Source organism: Arthrobacter sp. 01T419, assembly GCF_056398865.1.
Map to the genome: position 1 here is coordinate 35,952 of NZ_JBFTQF010000012.1, position 18,304 is coordinate 54,255.

An 18,304-nucleotide genomic window follows, 5' to 3' on the forward strand; every position below is an offset into this window, starting at 1 on the left:
TCCAGTCCGGTACATCGACACGGCAGTCGAGATGCAGGGACTGCGTATCCCCTTGAAGAACGAAGGAGTCCTCAATGCGCCCAAAAATGCGCGCTGCCTCGATGGCCGCAGGCGCCCTGTGCATCGCACTTGGTGCTTCCGCCTGTTCCGGCGCCGGCGGCGGCACCGCGGCAGGAGATCAGAACAGCATCAACGTCCTGATGGTCAACAACCCCCAGATGGAAGACCTGCAGAAGCTCACTGCGGATAACTTCACCAAGGAAACCGGCATTAAGGTCAACTACACCGTGCTGCCTGAGAACGACGTCCGGGCGAAGATCAGCCAGGAGTTCTCCAGCCAGGCAGGGCAATACGATGTTGCGTCGCTGTCCAACTACGAGATCCCCTTCTACTCGGCGAACGGCTGGCTCGCGCCGCTGGACAACGTGGCGAAGGACGCATCGTTCAACCAGTCAGACATTCTGCCGGCCTACACCGCCTCCCTCACCGGCAAGGACGGCAAGCTGTACGGCGAACCGTTCTACGGTGAATCCTCCTTCCTGATGTACCGCAAGGACATTTTCGCGGCCAAGGGCCTGACCATGCCGGCGAAACCCACCTGGGACCAGGTGGCTGACCTTGCTGCAAAGGTTGATGGTGCGGCTCCGGGGATGAAGGGCATCTGCCTCCGCGGCCAGCCCGGCTGGGGCCAGGTCTTCGCCCCGTTGACTACGGTGGTGAACACCTTCGGCGGTACGTGGTTCGACAAGGACTGGAACGCGAAGGTCAACGCCCCCGAATTTACCGCGGCCACCCAGTTCTACGTGGACCTGGTGCGCGCACACGGTGAAGCAGGTGCCGCCCAGGCCGGGTTCACCGAATGCCTGAACAACATGAGCCAGAGCAAAACTGCCATGTGGTACGACGCCACCTCCGCGGCTGGCGCCTTGGAGGCTGATGGATCTCCCGTGAAGGGTGAGATCGGCTATGTCCAGGCCCCGGTGAAGGAAACCAAGTCCTCGGGCTGGCTGTGGACCTGGTCCTGGGGCGTGCAGGCTGCTTCAAAGAAGCAGGACGCCGCCAGCAAGTTCATTGCCTGGGCGAGCTCGAAAAAGTACGAAGAGCTCGTAGCCGCCAAGCTGGGCTGGGCCAAGGTTCCGTCTGGAAAGCGCATTTCAACCTATGAGAATGCTGATTTCCAGAAGGCTGCGCCGTTCTTCCAGGCTGAACGCACCGCCATTGAGAATGCCGATCCGAAGAACCCCGGCATGCAGCAGCGCCCGGTGGTGGGCATCCAGTTCGTAGGCATTCCCGAGTTCGCCGACCTGGGAACCACAGTCTCACAGGGTGTCAGTTCGGCCATCGCCGGCCAGGGCTCCGTAGCCGATGCGCTGGCCAAGGGCCAGGACGCGGCACAAAAAATCGGCGACAAGTACAAGAAGTAACCATCCACCAACCGGTTCCGGGGCCAGCCGCCAAGTGCTGGCCCCGGAACCGCAGGAGACCCAATGACTACCGCAACAGCGCGCATCTCCCGTTCCGGGCACAGCGCACCCAAACCTTCCATGAACGCCAAGGCCCGTGAACGCGCCCTGGCCTGGGCCCGGCGTGCGCCGCTGCTGCCAGCCCTGATCTTCCTCATCATCGTCACCCAGCTCCCGTTCGTGGTGACCCTGATCATCTCGTTCCTGAACTGGAACAGCCTCCGCCCCGACCAGACCGGATTCGCGGGATTCACCAATTACGTCCAGGTCCTCACCGACCCGGACCTGCGCCAGGCGATTTTCACCACCATCATCCTGACCGTCTCGGTGGTGCTGTTCAGTCTGCTGATCGGACTTGGCCTCGCGCTGCTGCTGGACAAGAAGTTCATCGGCCGCGGTCTGGCCAGGACGCTGCTGATCGCACCCTTCCTCGTGGTGCCCGTGGCTGCGGCCCTCATCTGGAAGCATGCCCTGCTCAACCCCACGTATGGTCTGATCAACGGAATCCTGACGTGGATCTGGTCGCTCTTCGGAAGCAACACTCCGCCCCAGCCAGACCTGCTCTCCCAGGCGCCGCTGATGGCCGTCGTCCTGTCATTGGTCTGGCAGTGGACCCCATTCATGATGCTGATCCTGCTTGCGGGCCTGCAGTCGCGGCCCATGGACACCGTGGAGGCGGCCCAGATGGACGGGGCCAGCAGCTGGGACATCTTCCGCCACCTGACGCTCCCGCACCTGCGCCAATACATGGAACTGGGCGGCCTGCTCGGCGCGATCTATATCGTGCAGAACTTCGACGCCGTCTTCACCCTCACTTCCGGAGGCCTGGGCACCGCGAACCTGCCCTACGCCATCTACCAGACGTTCTACTTCGCCAACGAATACGGGTTGGCGTCCGCCGCCGGGGTCGTGGTGGTCATCGGCACCATCATCGTGGCCACCTTCGCCCTCCGCACCGTCTTTTCGCTCTTCAAGAAGGAGGCAGCACGATGAGCACTCTCACCCCTGCCGCACGCGGCAACACCGCAGCCGGACTCGCAGGGTTCGACGGCGGATCCCGCCGGCGCGGGTTCGGGAAGTTCGGCGGGGCCAAGTCCCGCATGGACCCCACCCGGAACAACACCGCAGCCGGACTCGCCGCCTGGCTGCTGGCCTTGCTGTTCGCATCCCCTGTTCTGTGGATGGTCCTGACGTCCTTCCACTCGGAAACGGACGCAGCTACCAACCCGCCCTCCATCGCGGCGAACCTCACCCTGGACGCCTACCAGGAGTTCTTCGGAGCGACCTCCGGGGTCAGCCCGTGGCCGCCGATGATCAACTCCGCCACCGCGTCGGTGTTCTCCACCGTGCTGGTCCTGGTCCTGGCCATTCCCGCCGCCTACGCGCTGTCCATCCGGCCTGTGAAGAAGTGGACCGACGTCATGTTCTTCTTCCTCTCCACGAAGATGATGCCGGTGGTCGCCGCGATCCTGCCGCTCTACCTGTTCGCCAAGACCGTTGGTGCCCTGGACAACATCTGGTTCCTGATCCTGATGTACACCTCCATGAACCTGCCGATCGCGGTCTGGATGATGCGCTCCTTCCTCGCCGAAGTCCCCGTCGAGATGCTCGAGGCCGCCCAGATCGATGGCGCAGGCTTGCTGCTGACCCTCCGGAAGATCATCGCCCCCGTGGCGATGCCAGGCATCGCGGCGACCGCACTGATCTGTTTCATCTTCAGCTGGAACGAACTGCTTCTGGCCCGTGTGCTCACCGGCGTCGTCGCCGGCACCGCGCCCGTGTTCCTGACCGGCTTCGTTTCCAGCCAAGGCCTGTTCCTCGCGAAAGTCTGCGCGGCCGCCGTCGTGATTTCCCTCCCGGTGCTGTTCGCTGGTTTCGCCGCCCAGGACAAGCTCGTCCAGGGTCTTTCCCTCGGCGCCGTCAAGTAACTGCGCCGTCAAATAGGCTGCCCTTCCCTTCGATTTCCAAAGGATTACTTCGATGACAACACCAACCGCACGGTCCAACGCGCTCCCGCAGTCCAACGCGCTCGCGCAGTCCAACGCGCTCGCGCGCCCCGAACTGCCCGCCACCATGCGCGCCTCCATCCTGAAGCGCCAGGGCGAGATGGCTTTGGAAACGCTTTCCTTGCCGGAACTGGAACCCGATCAGGTCCTGGTGCAGGTCGCCGCCGTCGGCGTATGCGGCAGCGACGTCCACTACTATGAGCACGGCCGGATCGGCGACTACGTCGTTGACCACCCCCTGATCCTGGGCCACGAACTCTCCGGCCGTATCGCCGCCGTCGGAAGCGCCGTGGACCCCGCCCGCATAGGCAACCGAGTCGCCGTCGAGCCCCAGCGACCGTGCCGCAAATGCAAGCAGTGCAAGGCAGGCCGCTACAACCTCTGCCCGGACATCGAGTTCTACGCAACCCCGCCGATCGACGGAGCCTTCGCCGAATACGTCACCATCCAGGCCGACTTCGCCTACGACATCCCGGACAACGTCAGCGACGAGGCCGCAGCCCTCATCGAACCACTCTCCGTCGGACTCTGGGCCTGCGAACGCGCCGACATCAAGCCCGGCAGCCGCGTCCTCATCGCCGGGGCGGGCCCCATCGGCATCATCGCCGCCCAGGCCGCCCGTGCCTTCGGCGCCACCGACATCTACATCACCGACATCGCCGAAGACCGGCTCGCGTTCGCCCTGGAACACGGCGCCACGCATGCGCTCAACGCCAAGACGGATAGCGCGGAAGGGCTCGACGTCGATGCCTTCATCGACGCTTCCGGCGCACCACAGGCGGTCCGTTCCGGGATCAAGGCCGTGGGACCGGCCGGCAGGGTGATCCTGGTGGGGCTCGGGGCCGACGACGTCGAACTCCCCGTTTCGTACATCCAGAACCGTGAGATCTGGCTCTCCGGCGTGTTCCGCTACACCAACACCTGGCCCTTGGCCATCCAGCTGATCGCCAATGGCAAGGTCGACCTGGATGTCCTGGTCACCGGCCGTTTCGCCCTGGCCGAGGCAGAAGAAGCACTCAAGGCCGGTAAGCAGCCAGGACAGCTCAAAGCCATCGTCTACCCGGGCCGCTGAGAAGAATGGCACCAGAAACCGCTGAGAAGAATGGCACCAGAAACCGCTGAGAAGAATGGCACCAGAAACCAAGGTGACCGTCGTCGGCGAATCCCTCGTCGATATCATCAGGGACCCCCACGGGCGGACCGACAGCCAGGCCCATCCGGGTGGAAGCCCACTCAACGTGGCCGTCGGGACCGCCCGCCTCGGCCTGAAGACGAACCTCGTGACGCACTACTCCGAGGACCCCTACGGGCTCATGATCGACGAGCACCTGCAGTCCAACGGCGTAGACGTCATCAACGGCCGAACCGCACCGACGTCGACGGCCCTGGCCACGCTGGGGCCCGACGGCGGCGCCGAATACACTTTCTCCATCACCTGGGACATCAACGGGGCATCCCTGACCGCCCTCGCCGCCGTCGAGGGTTCAACCCACATCCACACAGGTTCGATCGCCACCGTGCTCCCGCCGGGCGATCTCGCGACCTTGACCCTCGTGGAATCCGCCCGGGAGCACGCGACCATCAGCTTTGATCCCAACTGCCGGCCAGCGATCAGCCCCGACACTGCCGCGGCAAGGCAGCATGCCGAAACATTCGTGGCCGCCAGCGACATCGTCAAAGCCAGCGATGAAGACCTCCGTTGGCTGTACCCGGACCGGACTCCGGATGAAACCCTCAGGGCTTGGCTGGCACTTGGCCCGGCGATCGTTGCCCTGACCCGCGGAGCCTCCGGCCCGGTGATCCTATCGCGCACCGGGCGGGCGGAAATGGCAGCCGAAGCCATCGTCGTCGCCGATACGGTGGGCGCAGGCGACTCCTTCATGGCGGGGCTGATCTCCGGACTCGCGCAGTTGGATGCCCTCGGGGCGGGGGGTAGAACACGGCTGGACAGCCTCGCATTCGATGACCTGGAAGCTTTGGCCGACTACGCCAACCGTGCCGCAGCGATCACGTGCTCCCGGCCGGGCGCCGACCCGCCCCGGACGGACGAACTCGGTCCGTTGTTTCGCACCTGACATCTTTGAGCCGCACCTAGATTGGGCGCGCGAACGCCGAAGTGACATGACATCGGGCGCTGCACTCATTGGCCGGAAACGGATATGTGATGGAGCGTTGGGGCTTTTGGCCTGATATGTGATGGAGCGTTGGGGCTTTTGGCCGGATATGTGATGGAGCGTTTGCCTCGACCAACCCTCGCTCACCTTTAGCGGCATTTTCGCCCACGCTCGCTCACGTCTTGTGAGCGAGAGCCTTGGCTCCAAGGATGAATCCGCTGGCTTCCGGGTGGAGATCGGACGCTGGAGGGCAGAATCGGCGGTCCCGTGTCCTTAGCCGTGGATAGGGTGGCTGACATGGAACAGACACTGAAAGTTGTACGGCAATGGGGCGCCCCCGCGGCGGCCGTCATCTTTTTCGCCCTGTGGTGCGTAGCGGAGGCTGGAAGGATGGGGCCGTGGGGGCTGAACTATTGGCCCGGCACGTGGATGCTCGTCCTGATGACCTTGGCCATAGCCACGGCGGTGTGGAAACCCTATGTGTCGCTCGGGCTCACGGCTATCCTTTTGCTTGGCCAACTGACTTATGTCATCCGTCCGCCCGGGCCCACTCATTGGGCAATCTACATTGGTTCATTCATCGCGCTGGCTTTCATTCTGTGGACCGGATCCCGCAGGCAGCGGTCTATCGCAGGGGCAGCCAACGTCGTTTTCACGGCCGTCATAACCTTTCTGATGCTGTCATGGCGTTACGGCTATGGCGTCGGCTGGTTCAGGCCAATATATGCGGGTGACCGGGGCGCCCTGAGCTACTACGGCTGGCAACTCTTCTCCACCCTGATCCTGATCGCCGCCGGCTGTGCCGCCGTCGGTATCGCCTTGGCCCTTTACGAGGACCGGGGGAGTCTTTCCCTGGCGCGCAAACTTGCCCAGGCAAACCTCAAGGAGACCGAGGTCGAGCTCGTCGTGGAGCAGGAACGCACCCGGATCGCCCGTGACCTTCACGATGTCTTGGCGCACTCGCTTGCAGTGATTGCCGCGCAAGCCGACGGCACGCGCTATCTCAGCCAGGATCAACCCAAGGCAGTGCTCGACGCCTTGGAGAACATCGCGGTGTCCGCCCGCCACGCACTCGTGGACGCCCAGCGGGTCATTGAAGGAGTGCGCGACGACGGACTGGTGACTCCGCAGCCCCGGCTCACCGACGTCGGGCCTCTTGTTGAGCGGATGCGCCAAGGCAGCCTCAAAGTCCAGCAGAGCGAAACCGGAACCCCGGTCGAGATTGGCGCGGGCCAACAGCTCGCCGTCTTCCGCATAGTGCAGGAATGCCTGACGAACGCCCTCAAACACGGCGGACGCGGCACGGCTGTGCGGCTTCACTTCGACTGGAGCGGCCCGGGGCTGACGATGCACGTCGCTTCCGAGCTGCCGGCGTCCGTTTCGATTGGGGGGACGGACGCCGGCGGCGAGGTCGCGCGCGTGGGGCGCGGCATCCCCGGAATGCGGGAGCGTGCGCATCTGGCCGGCGGTTGGCTCAGTTCCGGGCCTGACGGCGAGCAGTTCCGCGTGACGGTCTTCATCCCGTACGGTTCGCGCTCTGCTTCCCTCCTCCCGGAAGTCGGAGCGGAAGACGGCCTGGAAGGAGTTGCGGACCGGGAAACCACTTCGTCCCCAAAGGGCCAGGAGCAGGAGCCGGCGCTGGCTCTGGAGGGCGCGTCGCCGTCGTCGGGCATCCAGCGGGAAAGCGTCGGACGTGGCTGAAGCACCGATCACGGTTGCCCTGGTGGACGATCAGCCGCTGTTCCGAGCCGGTATCCGCATGCTCGTGCAAAGCCAATCAGACATGGACATGGCGTGGGAGGCCGACGACGGCGAACAGGCCGTGGCGCTCGCGGCCAAGCAACGGCCAGACGTCATGCTGATGGACCTCCGGATGCCGGTGCTCGATGGAGTCGCAGCCACCCGGCGTATCACGGAGGAAGCCGATGCCGCGGGAGTGGACAAGCCCAAGATCATTGCCCTGACAACCTTCAACAGGGACCAGGCCGTGGTTGAAGCGGTGCAAGCGGGCGCCAGCGGATATCTGCTCAAGAGTGCGGAGCCGGAGTTCCTGCTGGCCGCGATCCGAACGGTGTACTCGGGATACTCGGTGATCGCGCCCGGCTCGGTGCACGAACTCTTCCAACACGCAGCCAGGACGGTCCCGGTGGCCGGGCCGGACCTCGCCGTGATGGATGACCTCTCGCCACGCGAGCGGGACGTGTTCCTGCTCGCGGCCAAAGGCCTGGGGAACGCAGAGATGGCGGAAAGCTTGTTTGTTTCCGAGGCCACGGTGAAGACCCATTTGCGCAGCGTGCTCAGCAAGCTCGGGGTGCGCACCAGGCTCCAACTGGTGGCGTTCGCCTACGAGCACCGGCTCCTCGGCTAGGCAACCCGGAACGGCTAGGCACCCGGATGCAAAGGCGACGGCCGCCCGAGGGGGGACGGCCGCCGTCGTGCAACTGCAGGTGCTGCAGAGTCAGGGTGCGCTACATGGCGCGGCCCTTCGTCTCCTCTCTTGCGTCCCGCCCCAGCCAGAGGCCAAGACCTACCATGGCAACGCCGAGAACCAGGTGCAGCCAGTTGTCCGCGGAGTTCATAGGCACGAAGTCAGCGCTCATGTTCGAGCTGGTGATGAGGCCATAAATCCACAGGACGAGGTAGATTGCGCCGCCGCCAATGAGGTAACCGCGGGCCATCCTCCCAGTCCTCGCGAAGTACAGGCCTGCCGCGCCGAATAGCAGATGGACAATATTGTGCAGGACGGATACTTGGAAAACTCCAAGAAGCATGGCGCCCGAATCATGTCCTGCAAAGGTCATGGCGCCGTAATTGCTGGTGATGCCCGGGATGAATCCCAAGACGCCAACAGCCAGGAAAACCCAGCCCAAACCCAGTGCTGTGTTGTGCAGCGTCAGCCCCATCACGTGGTGGTGCTGCGCGGGGTGTGAAGCAGTGGTCATAGCTCCTCCCGATCACGATTCCGATCGGCCCTTCAAATGGAGGGCCGCATCGCGGCAAGGAGTCGGAACCCTGCCGACGAGGATATCTTACTCCCGAAAACCCGGGAAATAGAGGGGAAGGGGTGGGACAAAGCGCGGTTAGCATGGTTCTGTGATGCCCAATTCTGCGACGCTTTGTCCTGCGATCACGGGGCAACCGTGAGTGAGCCATCATTTCCCGGCACCCAAGGAGCGATTTTCGGCGACACGAGGGACATCACACCGTTCCGCGACGGACATGTCCGCACCTCGGTGAGTGGACTGGCCGAGGGTTTGAGCGGCGCGATTGCCGGTGTCCTGAAAGGGAAAGCCGCCGGCCGGATCGACGTCGCCGGGGACGTTCCCAAGCTCAAGCGGCTGGCCGGGAAGACCGCCAAGTCGGTGTACGACGCCATTTTCACCAGCACCGAACCGGACCGCCTCATCACCCTGGCCCGTGCCTACCCCGGTTGGGCGGGCTTGTGCTACGTGATTGCAGGGCTGCTTGCCTACAAGCACGGTGGATATCTGCGGGCATCGGAACTGCTGCAGCGGGGCTTGTCCATACGGATCGACGACGCCGCCAGCCAGTTCTCCCGCAGCTACCTTGGCAGGGTGGTCACCCGGGTCGAGGTGGCTGAGCGGATTGACGTTTCGGTGCTGTTCAGCGAGGAATCGGTGTTCCTCGCCCTCTCACACTGTTTTCGGGAGACGGGCCAGACGACGGAAGCCCTCGACATCCTGGCCAGCCTGCCCCCGTCGTTGCCCTCCGCCTTGGCCCGCTGCACTGCGGCGGCCGCACTCGAGCGGCATTCCGACGTCGTCGCCTGGACTGACGGGCTCCGCAACGCGGACGACCTCTCGGCCGCGTTGCTCCTGATACGGGCGCAGGCGCTCCGGGCGCTGGGGGAGCGGGCAGCGGCCCAGGTCGCATTGGCAGAGGTGCTCCGGAGGAAAAAGACCAGCCTCGCCTTGCGCAATGACGCCCTCACGGATCGGGCCCTGTCGATGCTTGAGGTTAGGTGGAGGGCACCTGGCTCGCGGCCTCCTCTTCCACGGGTGGTCGTGCGGCGAAAGCCTGGCAAGCAGGAGGAGGCCAGCCTTGAGGCCGTCGACGGGATCCGCAAGGACGTCGAGGTGCGCCGGCTGTGGAACAAGGACTTCGGCGAACCGGGCGACTAAGCCCGAAGCGCGCGGAGGACTCCGCGAATGAAGACCCCCGCAGCCCCGACGAGTGGTAGCAGCATGGCCATGACAACCACGGTGTTCGGCTGGAATGTCACCCGGCCCTTGCTGTTGCGGGCATAAACCCCCACGGGGAGCACGAGACCGCCGCCGCCACCGCCGGCAGCATTGCTTCCATCGCCGCCCCCTCCGAACCCAAAGGACACCAGCGCCACCGGGATCAGTTCCTCACCGCCGATTTGTAGGGGAGGTCCGTAGGCCCTCGACACGCCGAATTGTTTAAAGGACTCCACGAGCGCTGAAAAGTCATTGGACATGAAGCCGACCATAGGGCGCACCGGCGAAGAACGCCAGAGTGATCTGGCCCGGCGGCAGCGTCACCGGAGCAGCGGAAGTAATTGTTCGCCGAGCAGAACGGCGCCGAGTCCCACCATGATGATGCCGCTGCCGAGAGTCACCACGCGTGCGGCGGCAGGCCGGGACTGCAGGAGCTTTCGCGAGGTCAGCGCCACGGCCGTGTAAATGATGCCGACGAACAAGACGAACGTGAGGCCCAGCACGCCTGATTGCACCGGTACGGGCAATGACGCTTCCGGGCTCACGAACTGCGGCACCAGAGCGAGGAAGAACAGCAAACCCTTGGGATTGATGCCGCTGGTGCCCATGCCTTGCAGGAAGGTGCGCAACTGGTTTCGGGACTGCCCGACGGCGTCATCCGCACTGAAGCTTGCGCCTCGCCACGAGCGTATGGTGCTCACTCCGAGCCAGAGCAAATACGCTGCCCCCGCGATCGTCAGCCAGCCAAGAAGTCCCGGAACTCCCGTCAAGAGGGCTGCGAGTCCGGCCACCAGGAGGGCCGTGTGCAGCACGTAGCCGCTGCACAGGCCGGCTACGGCGGGGAGGAAGCTGCGCTGCCGCAGGCCTGCGGCAATCGAATACGCCCAATCGACGCCCGGGGTGCACGCCAAGGTGACGGCGACAATGACGAAGGCGATGAAAAGCTGGGGATTCATGGTGGCTCCTGGCTGATGGTTACACCATGAACTTTAGGGAAAATCCGCCCGTAAGTGTTCCCATTATTAGCCAGACTTGCCATGATTTCGGTAAGATATTTGCGTGATTGATGGAATCGATAGAACTATTTTGCGCCACCTCAAAGAGGATGGCCGAATGACTGCCACTGCGCTCGCCGCCAAGGTGGGATTGACCGTGGCTCCGTGCCATCGAAGGCTGCGGGATCTCGAGGCTTCAGGCGTCATTCGGGGCTATCGCGCGGACATTGATCCAGCGGCCATCGGCTTGGGATTCGAGGCGATAGTATTTGTGACCCTGCGGCAGGCTGACCGCGCCACGATGTCGGAGTTCGAAGACCGCGTGGCGGCCATTCCGAACATCGTCGAGGCCCAGCGGCTCTTCGGCTCGCCGGATTACCTCCTCCGCGTGATCGCCGCCGATCTCCCGGCCTACCAGCGCTTCTACGATGACCAACTCTCGGCACTTCCCGCCGTCGAGCGCCTCAATTCGACGTTGGTGATGAAGAACCTGAAGTCGAACGCGGGACCGCCGGTCTGAGTTCGGTTAAATGTCGGAGCCTCTTGGCAGAGTGTTTCCATGGAAGCGATCGGATACTTCGACACCCGGCAGGGCCTTGCGTCCGGCGGGCTTTTCGGAGTGTCCCGTGATGCCTGTGCTCCGCGCTTTGCCGCGGTCCCGGGCGGGCTAGCGTTGGTGGATCCGCGCGATCGAGGCGGTCGGCAGGCTGCTTTGGACAGGGCCGTGGCGGTAGTGAGGTCGTTGGCCGAAAAGGCGGCCGACGACGTCGGGCCGCCCGGTTTTCAGGAGGCTGTCGCGTTCGCGTCCGGGGTGGAGGAACTCTCCCGCGCCCTGGATTATCTCAAGGTGGTCGCCGCAGCCGGGCTGGACACGGCCCGGAACCGGGAACCCCGAAGAAACCACTTCTTCCAGATATGAGCTCACCCCCGCAGCAACCCTGTCGTCCGGTACGGAATCACCTCACGCAGGAACATGCTGGTGGACGTGCGCACGATCCCCGGGCATAGCCTGATTTCTTCGGATACCCGGTATAGATCGTCCGGACTTGTGGCGACCACCCGGATGATGAGGTCGGTGTCTCCGGCTGGCGCATGGCATTCAAGCACCTCCGGAATGTCGCGCAGGGCCGCGATCGCCTCGTTCAGCCGGCTCTGATCCAGTTCCGCACTCACTGCTGCCGCGACTCCGCGACCTAGCGCGGAGGGCAGGACTCGGCTGCTGTTCGGACGCAAAGCGCCCGACGCCGTCATCCGCTCCAGGCGCGACTGGACCGTCCCGCGCGCCAAGCCCAGGCGTTGGGCGAGAACCATGATCGGGACACGAGGATCGTCGTCGAGCGCGGCAAGGATCCGCTTGTCCGTTGAATCCAATTCCTGCATCGCTGCCGCTTTCTGCCTGGTCGCCGAAGGTTCGACTGGTCAGAATGTCCAGTCGAACCCCATTCTCCCGCACAATCCCTGCCGAGTGGCCCGTCAATGGAACCACGTCGCCAGCGAGCCATGGTTGCGAATCATTTACATGCCCGTAACGGGAGACCCTTGACGGCGTGAATTTAAAACGCGAAACTCTTCTCATATGTGATTGACGTCTCAAGACGATCGACGCCCAAAGCGCCGGCTCCTGGGAAGAAACCAAAGGCGAAGAAAATGGCAACAACACTCGAACTGACCGTCCGCACCGCATCATGGACCCGGCCGCCCCGCGAACTGGTCCGCGCGTTCGAAGCGTTCCCCGTAGCAAACATCGGTGACGCCATGGAGCGGCTCGGAATCGTCGACGGCGGAATCAGCCCGGTCTGGGAAGGCGCCCGCTGCGTCGGCTCGGCCCTCCCCGTCCTCGGTGCCGCGGGAGACAACGCCGCCGTCATCGAAGCGCTGAACTACATCCAGCCTGGTGACGTGGTGGTGATCAACGGCTTCGGCCATGAACACCGTGCCTTGGTGGGTGAGCAGCTGTCCCAGCGCTTCGAAGCCGCCGGCGCCACCGGAGCCATCATTGACGGCTACATCCGCGACCGCGCCACCATCACCGAAATCAAGTTCCCCGTCTTTGCCCGCGGAGTCACCCCTGCCGGTCCGTTCAAGAACGGCCCGGGAGTCATCGGCGAACCCGTAGCAATCGGCGGCATCGTCTGCTCGGCAGGCGACATCGTCGCCGCCGATGACGACGGAGTCGTGATCATCCCCCAGGCCCGTGCCGCCGAAATCCTGGAACGAGTCATCGCCGTGGCCGCGCACGAGGCCGAGATGACCGCGGAAATAACCCGCGAGTACAGCTAGTCCCCATCGGCCCCCTAGCCTCGCTCCGCTTCGGCCAGGGAACCCTGCCGACGGGGGCCCAGGCTTTCTCCCACCCCAGCCCCCTCATAGACTGAAAGCACCCACCATGACAAAGCAATCGACGGACTCAGTGGAACTGAACACCGCTCAAATCAAAGTCGTAACCGCTGACGGCAGGATGGTGCGCAAAGCAACCTTTGCCGGCACCATGGGTTCCTTCGTGGAATGGTACGACTACGGCATCTACGGCCTGCTGACCACGTATCTGGCCATGAACATCATGGGTTCCAAGGACGTCGGCTCCCTACTCCTGACMAACGTCGGCTTCCTGGTGAGCTTCCTGGCCCGCCCCTTCGGCAGCGTCATCTGTGGTTTTCTGGGTGACCGGCTGGGCCGCAAGAACCTGCTCGCCGTCCTCCTGCTCCTCATTTCCGGGGCCACCGCCTGCATCGGCCTCATCCCGTCCTACTCGGTCATCTTCTGGGCCGCTCCGGCCTTGCTGATCCTGTTCCGGATCCTTCAGGGCTTCTCCGCCGGCGGCGAAGTGGCAGGGGCCATGGCGTTCGTGGGCGAATACGCCCATAACAAGCACCGCAACTACTCCATGAGCTTCATCGCGGTCGGTTCCTTCTGCGCCCTGCTTTTCGGTAGCGCCCTCTCCGCCGGCCTCATCACCACCCTCGGCGACTCGACCATGCAATCCTGGGCGTGGCGCATCCCGTTCCTCTTCGCCTTGCCCTTGGGCTACGTCGGCTTCTACATCCGCTCCAAGATGGAAGACACCCCGCACTTCGCCGCACTACGTGAGCGCAACGAGGTGGAACGCAACCCGCTGCGCACCGTCTTCACGTCCAAGCGCCACCTCAAAGCCATCGCGCTGACCATCTTCCTCCCCGCGCTGAACGGCCCCGGCTACTACCTCCTGTTCGCCTACATGCCCACGTACCTGAAGACCCAGCTGGGTGCAAGCAACAACTTCACCATGCTCCAGGCGCTCCTCGTCACTGCGGTCAGCCTGGTGGCGATCATCATCGCGATCCCGCTGATGGCCCGCCTTTCCGACCGGATCGGCCGCAAGCCGGTGCTGGCTCTCTCCGCCGTGCTCATGGCACTGGTTTCGTACCCAATGTTTGCCATGATCACCACCGGCAACATGCCGCTTGCCTGCGTTGCCACGGTAGTCATGGCCATCGCCTTCTCCGGCCACGCCGCCGTCGTCCACACCGTGTTGACCGAAATGTTCCCCACCACGGTCCGCTACAGCGCGTACAGCATCGGCTTCAGCATCAGCACCATCATCTTCGGCGGCAGCGCACCATTGGTGATGACTGAACTCATCAAAGCCACCGGCAACAGCATGGTTCCCGCCTACGCCTCGATCGGCACGGCCATCATCACGCTCGTCTCGGTCTACTTCCTGAAGGAAACCAAGGGCCAGCCCCTGCAGACGCACTAGTAGCGGACCACCAGAACCCCGACGGCGGCGGCCGCCCGCCACCGAAACGGCAGCCGCCCGCCACCGAAACGGCAGCCGCCGCCGTCGAACCCTTAGTAACGAACACAGACAGAACCACCGGGAGTCACCTTGAGCATCAATTCAGTCGCCGTCGTCGCAGACCTCGGCGAAAGCTACGGCAACTACACGATCGGCGACGACGACGCCCTCCTGGGTCTCGTCACCGCCTCCAACATCGCCTGCGGTTTCCACGCCGGCGATCCGCGGGTCATGGATGCCACCGTCAAGGCTTGCGTGGAGCGCGGCATCGAACTCGGTGCCCACCCCGGCTACCCGGACCTAGTGGGCTTCGGACGCCGCCTGATCGAGGCCAGCGAGGAAGAAATCCGCACTGATGTCCTCTACCAGATCGGCGCCCTGGACGCGTTCGCCCGTATCCACGGCGGCAAGATCAGCCACGTGGCCCCGCACGGCCGCATGGGCAGCATCGCCCAGACCGACGCCAAGCACGCCCGAGCCATCACCGATGCCATCAAGGCCTACGACCCCTCCTACATCGTGATCTGCCAGAACGGCCTCCTGGCCGATGAATCCCGCAAGCGCGGACTCGAAGTGGGCTACGTCTTCCTGGCGGACCGGGGCTACGGCGAAGACGGCATGCCAGTCTCCCGCAACACCGAAGGCGCGCTCCTGCACGACCCTGAGGAAATCGGCCGCCGCGTGGTCCAGGTCGTCACCGAAGGAACAGTCCGCGCCGTCACCGGCAAGGTGGTCCCGCTCGGGCACGATGCCGACGTCGTCCTCCTCCACGGCGACCACCCGCAGGTCCTCCAGAACGGCACCGCCCTCCGCGCGGCCTTGGACAAGGCGGGCATCAAAGCCACCGGACTCCAGGAAGTTCTCGCCGAAAAGGCCCGGCTCGCCACCGTCTGAACCGGCCACTGTCTGAACTGAGCAACACCCGGATCCATCACCCGTACCACCGAGCAGGACTCATGACCACGCATACAGCATCCGCGGAGCGGTTGCTCCACCCGCCCGAATTGGCAGCCGAGCCGTTCGGCGATTCAGCCCTCATGCTCAGGGTCAAGAACGACGACGCCGACTTCCGCCGGGCGGCGAGCAGCCGGCTCCGCGATGTGCTGCTGGAGGTGCGGCCACACGGGGTACTGGATATCGTGGCCGGTGTTGAGTCCTTGTTGGTCGAGTTCGATTGCCTGGCCGCGACCCACGAACAGTTAGCGCAGACCATTCGTTTGGCAGTTGCCGGTAAAGGCCTGGAACCGGGAGTCGCTAGCGCCTCGCAATCACTTTTTGTCATCCCGATGGTGGTCAGCGAGGAATTCTCTCCCGACCTTCGGGGTGTGGCCGAGGAATTGGGCCTGAGTCCGGAGGCGGTCCTGCAGCAGTTCTCATCCTCAGTGCTGACCATCAACCTGCTGGCCGCGGCCATGGCCCCCATGATGGGCGGCGTGCAATTCCCGGGCCAGGTGAGCCGCTGCGTCGAGCCGCGGACCAATGTGGAACCCGGATCCGTGATGGTGGCCGGTACCAATGCCATCATCCAACCGTTCCCCGGGCCGAGCGGTTGGAAGGTGATCGGCCGGACTCCGCTGACCATCTGCGACATCCGCGAAGATCCCGCCACGTCCTACAAGCCCGGGGATCTGGTGCGCTTCGAGTTGGTTCCGGAGAGCCAATGGGCGCGGCTCGAAGGCCAATTCCTGCGGGCTAGCGCGGCCAGCAGGCAGGAAGGGGGCCACCGTGACCTTCCCTGAGCGTGCGATCGGCATCAAGGTAAGCGAAGCCGGCTGGCTGTCCACTTTCCAGGACCTGGGCCGCGAGAATTCCGAGTTCATGGGTGTCCCCTGCGGAGGCGCGGCGGACCAGCACTCCGCGGCCGCGGCCAATATCCTGGTCGGAAATAGCCGCAAGTCCACGTGCCTGGAAATCATGGGTGGACGTTTTGCGTTCACGGCGACGGACGACGTGATGTGCGCCGTGACCGGGGTTCCCGCGGAAGTCACGGTCAACGGGGATCCGGTCGCCATGTGGGAGCCGCTTTGTCTTCCTGCCGGAGCCCGGGTTGTGCTTTCCAAGGCCAGCGGCGGAATGCGGAATTACTTGGCCTTCAGCGGGTATCTGGAAACTGCCCGCTTCATGGGAAGCGCCGCGCCGGAATCCCGGATGGGTTTCCCGCAACAGCTCGCTCCCGGCCAGACGCTCACCCTCCACAGCCGGTACCGCGGATTCACCCATCCGTTCTTGACCCAGCCTCTATTCCGGCTGCCTGTTCCCGTGCCGGACTTCAGCCCGGAGGTGTGGACTATCGACGTCGTCGATGGCCCCGAAACGGGCCGGACGCCCGGCATTCGAAAGCTGCTCAGCTCCAGCCACTACACCGTGGGCGCCAAATCCAACCACGTGGGCCTGCGTTTGGACGGGCCGGTGGTGCATCCCGAGGGGCTTGGGGAAATCGTGTCCCACGGAGTGCCGATCGGAGCCTTCGAAATCCCGCATGGCGATGAGCTCATCATCCTGGGTCGCTCACGGACGCTCACCGCCGGCTACCCGATCGTGGCGGTCGCAGTCAAAGCCTCCCTGTCCATGCTGGGCCAGGCCAGCCCCGGTCGGAAGATGACCTTCCGCTGGATCAGCAACGCCGAAGCGGTGGAGCAATACCGCGAACAGCAGCGCGGCTTGGCGCATTTGGAAGAGCGCGTGCACGCCCTGTTCACCGCCGTCGGGCTCCCCGTCTCCGCAATCTCCGAGGCCTCGCCGAGTCCTGCCGCGGCGTGACTCGAAGTTCCCGGAGAAACCACTTGACCCCCATCCTCTAAAATGAGAAACTCTTCTCATATGTGATGAGCATCTCAAGTGATTCACGCAAGAACGCAAGGAACTGAAACCATGGGACTTCTGGACGGCAAGCTCGCGATCATCACCGGCGCCGGTACCGGCATGGGACGCTCGACGGCGGCCCTGCTGGCGACGGAGGGTGCCACGGTGGTGCTGGTGGGGCGGCGTGAAGGCGTGCTGCAGGAACTCGCCGCGGAAATCGTTGCCGACGGCGGCCGCGCCGTTGCCCGGGCCGCGGACATCACCTCCAAAGACGATGTAGACGCGCTGCTGGACTGGGTCCACGTGAATCTGGGCCCGGTGGACATCCTTGTCAACAACGCAGGCAGCTCCAGCAAGGTCCTCAACGTTCGCTGGATCAGTCAGCAGGAGTGGAATGACGTCCTGGACGTCAACCTCAACGCCGTCTACCTTCTCAGCCAAGCAGTCCTTCCGGACATGCTGGCCCGCAAAACTGGAACCATCATTACGGTCTCTTCGCTCGCAGCCGTGAACCCCAACCTCTTGGGCGGCGCCGCGTATGGCGCAGCCAAGGCCGCGGTCCGGAACTTCATGACCTACCTTCACAACACGTTCCGCAACGACGGACTGCGTGCAGTGACCATCCTCCCCGGCGAAACGGCGACTCCCATCTTGGACAACCGTGCCCGCCCGCCCCGCACAGAGGAAAGGGATGCCATGGTCCAGCCCGAAGATGTGGCCCGCGCCATCCACATGGTGGCCACGCTTCCGCAGCGTACGGTAGTCCAGGAGTTGATCATCGCTCCCACTTTCCAGCGGGACACCTCCGGTGACATCGAGATCAGCCGCTGGGCCGGAGCTCCTGCTGAGCAATCACCCACCCACGAAGCGCCCCAGTGATGAAAGCCCGCAGGCACTACGCGCGGCCCCCCGGGGCAACTACAAGTGGGCGCGGCCCCAAAACTGCG

20 protein-coding genes are annotated in these 18,304 nt (G+C 64.2%); 16 read left to right on the forward strand and 4 right to left on the reverse strand.

What is annotated here, in order from left to right:
* Positions 1-74: 74 nt before the first annotated feature.
* The 7 genes from AC1DLO_RS16470 to AC1DLO_RS16500 all read left to right on the forward strand — a co-directional run bounded on the left by AC1DLO_RS16470 (position 75) and on the right by AC1DLO_RS16500 (position 7,951).
* Positions 75-1,424 (forward strand): ABC transporter substrate-binding protein, encoded by a 1,350-nt coding sequence (locus tag AC1DLO_RS16470; RefSeq protein WP_476890703.1) that lies wholly within the window; start codon positions 75-77, stop codon positions 1,422-1,424.
* 63 nt (positions 1,425-1,487) lie between these two features.
* The gene (locus AC1DLO_RS16475; RefSeq protein WP_476914529.1) at positions 1,488-2,456 is read left to right on the forward strand and encodes a carbohydrate ABC transporter permease; all 969 of its coding nucleotides are present in this window, start codon (positions 1,488-1,490) and stop codon (positions 2,454-2,456) included.
* Positions 2,453-3,391: a carbohydrate ABC transporter permease gene (locus AC1DLO_RS16480; RefSeq protein ID WP_476890705.1), complete on the forward strand. Its 939-nt coding sequence runs from the start codon at positions 2,453-2,455 to the stop codon at positions 3,389-3,391. The genes AC1DLO_RS16475 and AC1DLO_RS16480 overlap by 4 nt, the downstream gene beginning before the upstream one ends.
* 52 nt (positions 3,392-3,443) lie before the next feature.
* On the forward strand, positions 3,444-4,541 hold the full coding sequence (locus tag AC1DLO_RS16485) for an NAD(P)-dependent alcohol dehydrogenase (RefSeq protein ID WP_476890706.1): 1,098 nt from the start codon (positions 3,444-3,446) through the stop codon (positions 4,539-4,541).
* Between the two features lie 55 nt (positions 4,542-4,596).
* Positions 4,597-5,544: a carbohydrate kinase family protein gene (locus tag AC1DLO_RS16490; RefSeq protein WP_476890707.1), complete on the forward strand. Its 948-nt coding sequence runs from the start codon at positions 4,597-4,599 to the stop codon at positions 5,542-5,544.
* A 336-nt stretch (positions 5,545-5,880) separates the two neighbouring features.
* Positions 5,881-7,284 carry a histidine kinase gene (locus AC1DLO_RS16495; RefSeq protein WP_476890708.1) on the forward strand — a complete coding sequence of 468 codons (1,404 nt, stop codon included), beginning with the start codon at positions 5,881-5,883 and terminating at the stop codon, positions 7,282-7,284.
* Positions 7,277-7,951 carry a response regulator gene (locus AC1DLO_RS16500; RefSeq protein ID WP_184741520.1) on the forward strand — a complete coding sequence of 225 codons (675 nt, stop codon included), beginning with the start codon at positions 7,277-7,279 and terminating at the stop codon, positions 7,949-7,951. Before AC1DLO_RS16495 ends, AC1DLO_RS16500 begins: the two co-directional genes overlap by 8 nt.
* Before the next feature lie 100 nt (positions 7,952-8,051).
* Here AC1DLO_RS16500 and AC1DLO_RS16505 read toward each other — a convergent pair whose 3' ends face one another.
* Positions 8,052-8,525: a DUF4383 domain-containing protein gene (locus AC1DLO_RS16505; RefSeq protein ID WP_184741519.1), complete on the reverse strand. Its 474-nt coding sequence runs from the start codon at positions 8,523-8,525 to the stop codon at positions 8,052-8,054.
* Positions 8,526-8,723: 198 nt separating this feature from the next.
* Here AC1DLO_RS16505 and AC1DLO_RS16510 point away from each other — a divergent pair, with 198 nt between their 5' ends.
* The gene (locus AC1DLO_RS16510; protein WP_476890709.1) at positions 8,724-9,725 is read left to right on the forward strand and encodes a hypothetical protein; all 1,002 of its coding nucleotides are present in this window, start codon (positions 8,724-8,726) and stop codon (positions 9,723-9,725) included.
* On the opposite strand, the gene AC1DLO_RS16515 is transcribed toward AC1DLO_RS16510, so the two are convergent.
* Positions 9,722-10,045, reverse strand: a complete 324-nt coding sequence (locus tag AC1DLO_RS16515; RefSeq protein ID WP_476890710.1) for a hypothetical protein — start codon at positions 10,043-10,045, stop codon at positions 9,722-9,724. The genes AC1DLO_RS16510 and AC1DLO_RS16515 overlap by 4 nt on opposite strands.
* A 60-nt stretch (positions 10,046-10,105) precedes the next feature.
* Positions 10,106-10,741, reverse strand: coding sequence for a LysE family translocator (locus tag AC1DLO_RS16520; protein ID WP_476890711.1), 636 nt, complete (start codon positions 10,739-10,741; stop codon positions 10,106-10,108).
* A 103-nt stretch (positions 10,742-10,844) separates the two neighbouring features.
* Here AC1DLO_RS16520 and AC1DLO_RS16525 point away from each other — a divergent pair, with 103 nt between their 5' ends.
* Both AC1DLO_RS16525 and AC1DLO_RS16530 read left to right on the forward strand, forming a co-directional pair.
* Entirely contained in the window at positions 10,845-11,300 is a 456-nt protein-coding gene (locus AC1DLO_RS16525; protein ID WP_476890712.1) for an Lrp/AsnC family transcriptional regulator, read from the forward strand.
* A 39-nt stretch (positions 11,301-11,339) separates the two neighbouring features.
* Positions 11,340-11,699: a hypothetical protein gene (locus AC1DLO_RS16530; protein WP_476890713.1), complete on the forward strand. Its 360-nt coding sequence runs from the start codon at positions 11,340-11,342 to the stop codon at positions 11,697-11,699.
* A gap of 2 nt (positions 11,700-11,701) precedes the next feature.
* Here the strand turns inward: AC1DLO_RS16530 and AC1DLO_RS16535 are convergent, their stop codons facing one another.
* Positions 11,702-12,160: an Lrp/AsnC family transcriptional regulator gene (locus AC1DLO_RS16535; RefSeq protein ID WP_476890714.1), complete on the reverse strand. Its 459-nt coding sequence runs from the start codon at positions 12,158-12,160 to the stop codon at positions 11,702-11,704.
* Positions 12,161-12,427: 267 nt separating this feature from the next.
* On the opposite strand from AC1DLO_RS16535, the gene AC1DLO_RS16540 reads away from it, so the two are divergent.
* The 6 genes from AC1DLO_RS16540 to AC1DLO_RS16565 all read left to right on the forward strand — a co-directional run bounded on the left by AC1DLO_RS16540 (position 12,428) and on the right by AC1DLO_RS16565 (position 18,236).
* Positions 12,428-13,060 carry an RraA family protein gene (locus AC1DLO_RS16540; protein WP_332602877.1) on the forward strand — a complete coding sequence of 211 codons (633 nt, stop codon included), beginning with the start codon at positions 12,428-12,430 and terminating at the stop codon, positions 13,058-13,060.
* Between the two features lie 106 nt (positions 13,061-13,166).
* On the forward strand, positions 13,167-14,516 hold the full coding sequence (locus AC1DLO_RS16545) for an MFS transporter (protein ID WP_476890715.1): 1,350 nt from the start codon (positions 13,167-13,169) through the stop codon (positions 14,514-14,516).
* 129 nt (positions 14,517-14,645) lie between these two features.
* Complete coding sequence (locus AC1DLO_RS16550; protein WP_476890716.1) at positions 14,646-15,449, forward strand: LamB/YcsF family protein; 804 nt, start codon at positions 14,646-14,648, stop codon at positions 15,447-15,449.
* Between the two features lie 62 nt (positions 15,450-15,511).
* A complete protein-coding gene (locus tag AC1DLO_RS16555; protein WP_476890717.1) occupies positions 15,512-16,294 on the forward strand; it encodes a carboxyltransferase domain-containing protein in 783 nt (260 codons plus the stop codon).
* Positions 16,281-17,315 carry a 5-oxoprolinase subunit C family protein gene (locus tag AC1DLO_RS16560; protein ID WP_476890718.1) on the forward strand — a complete coding sequence of 345 codons (1,035 nt, stop codon included), beginning with the start codon at positions 16,281-16,283 and terminating at the stop codon, positions 17,313-17,315. Before AC1DLO_RS16555 ends, AC1DLO_RS16560 begins: the two co-directional genes overlap by 14 nt.
* Before the next feature lie 111 nt (positions 17,316-17,426).
* The gene (locus tag AC1DLO_RS16565) at positions 17,427-18,236 is read left to right on the forward strand and encodes an SDR family oxidoreductase (protein WP_476890719.1); all 810 of its coding nucleotides are present in this window, start codon (positions 17,427-17,429) and stop codon (positions 18,234-18,236) included.
* Positions 18,237-18,304 lie beyond the last annotated feature (68 nt).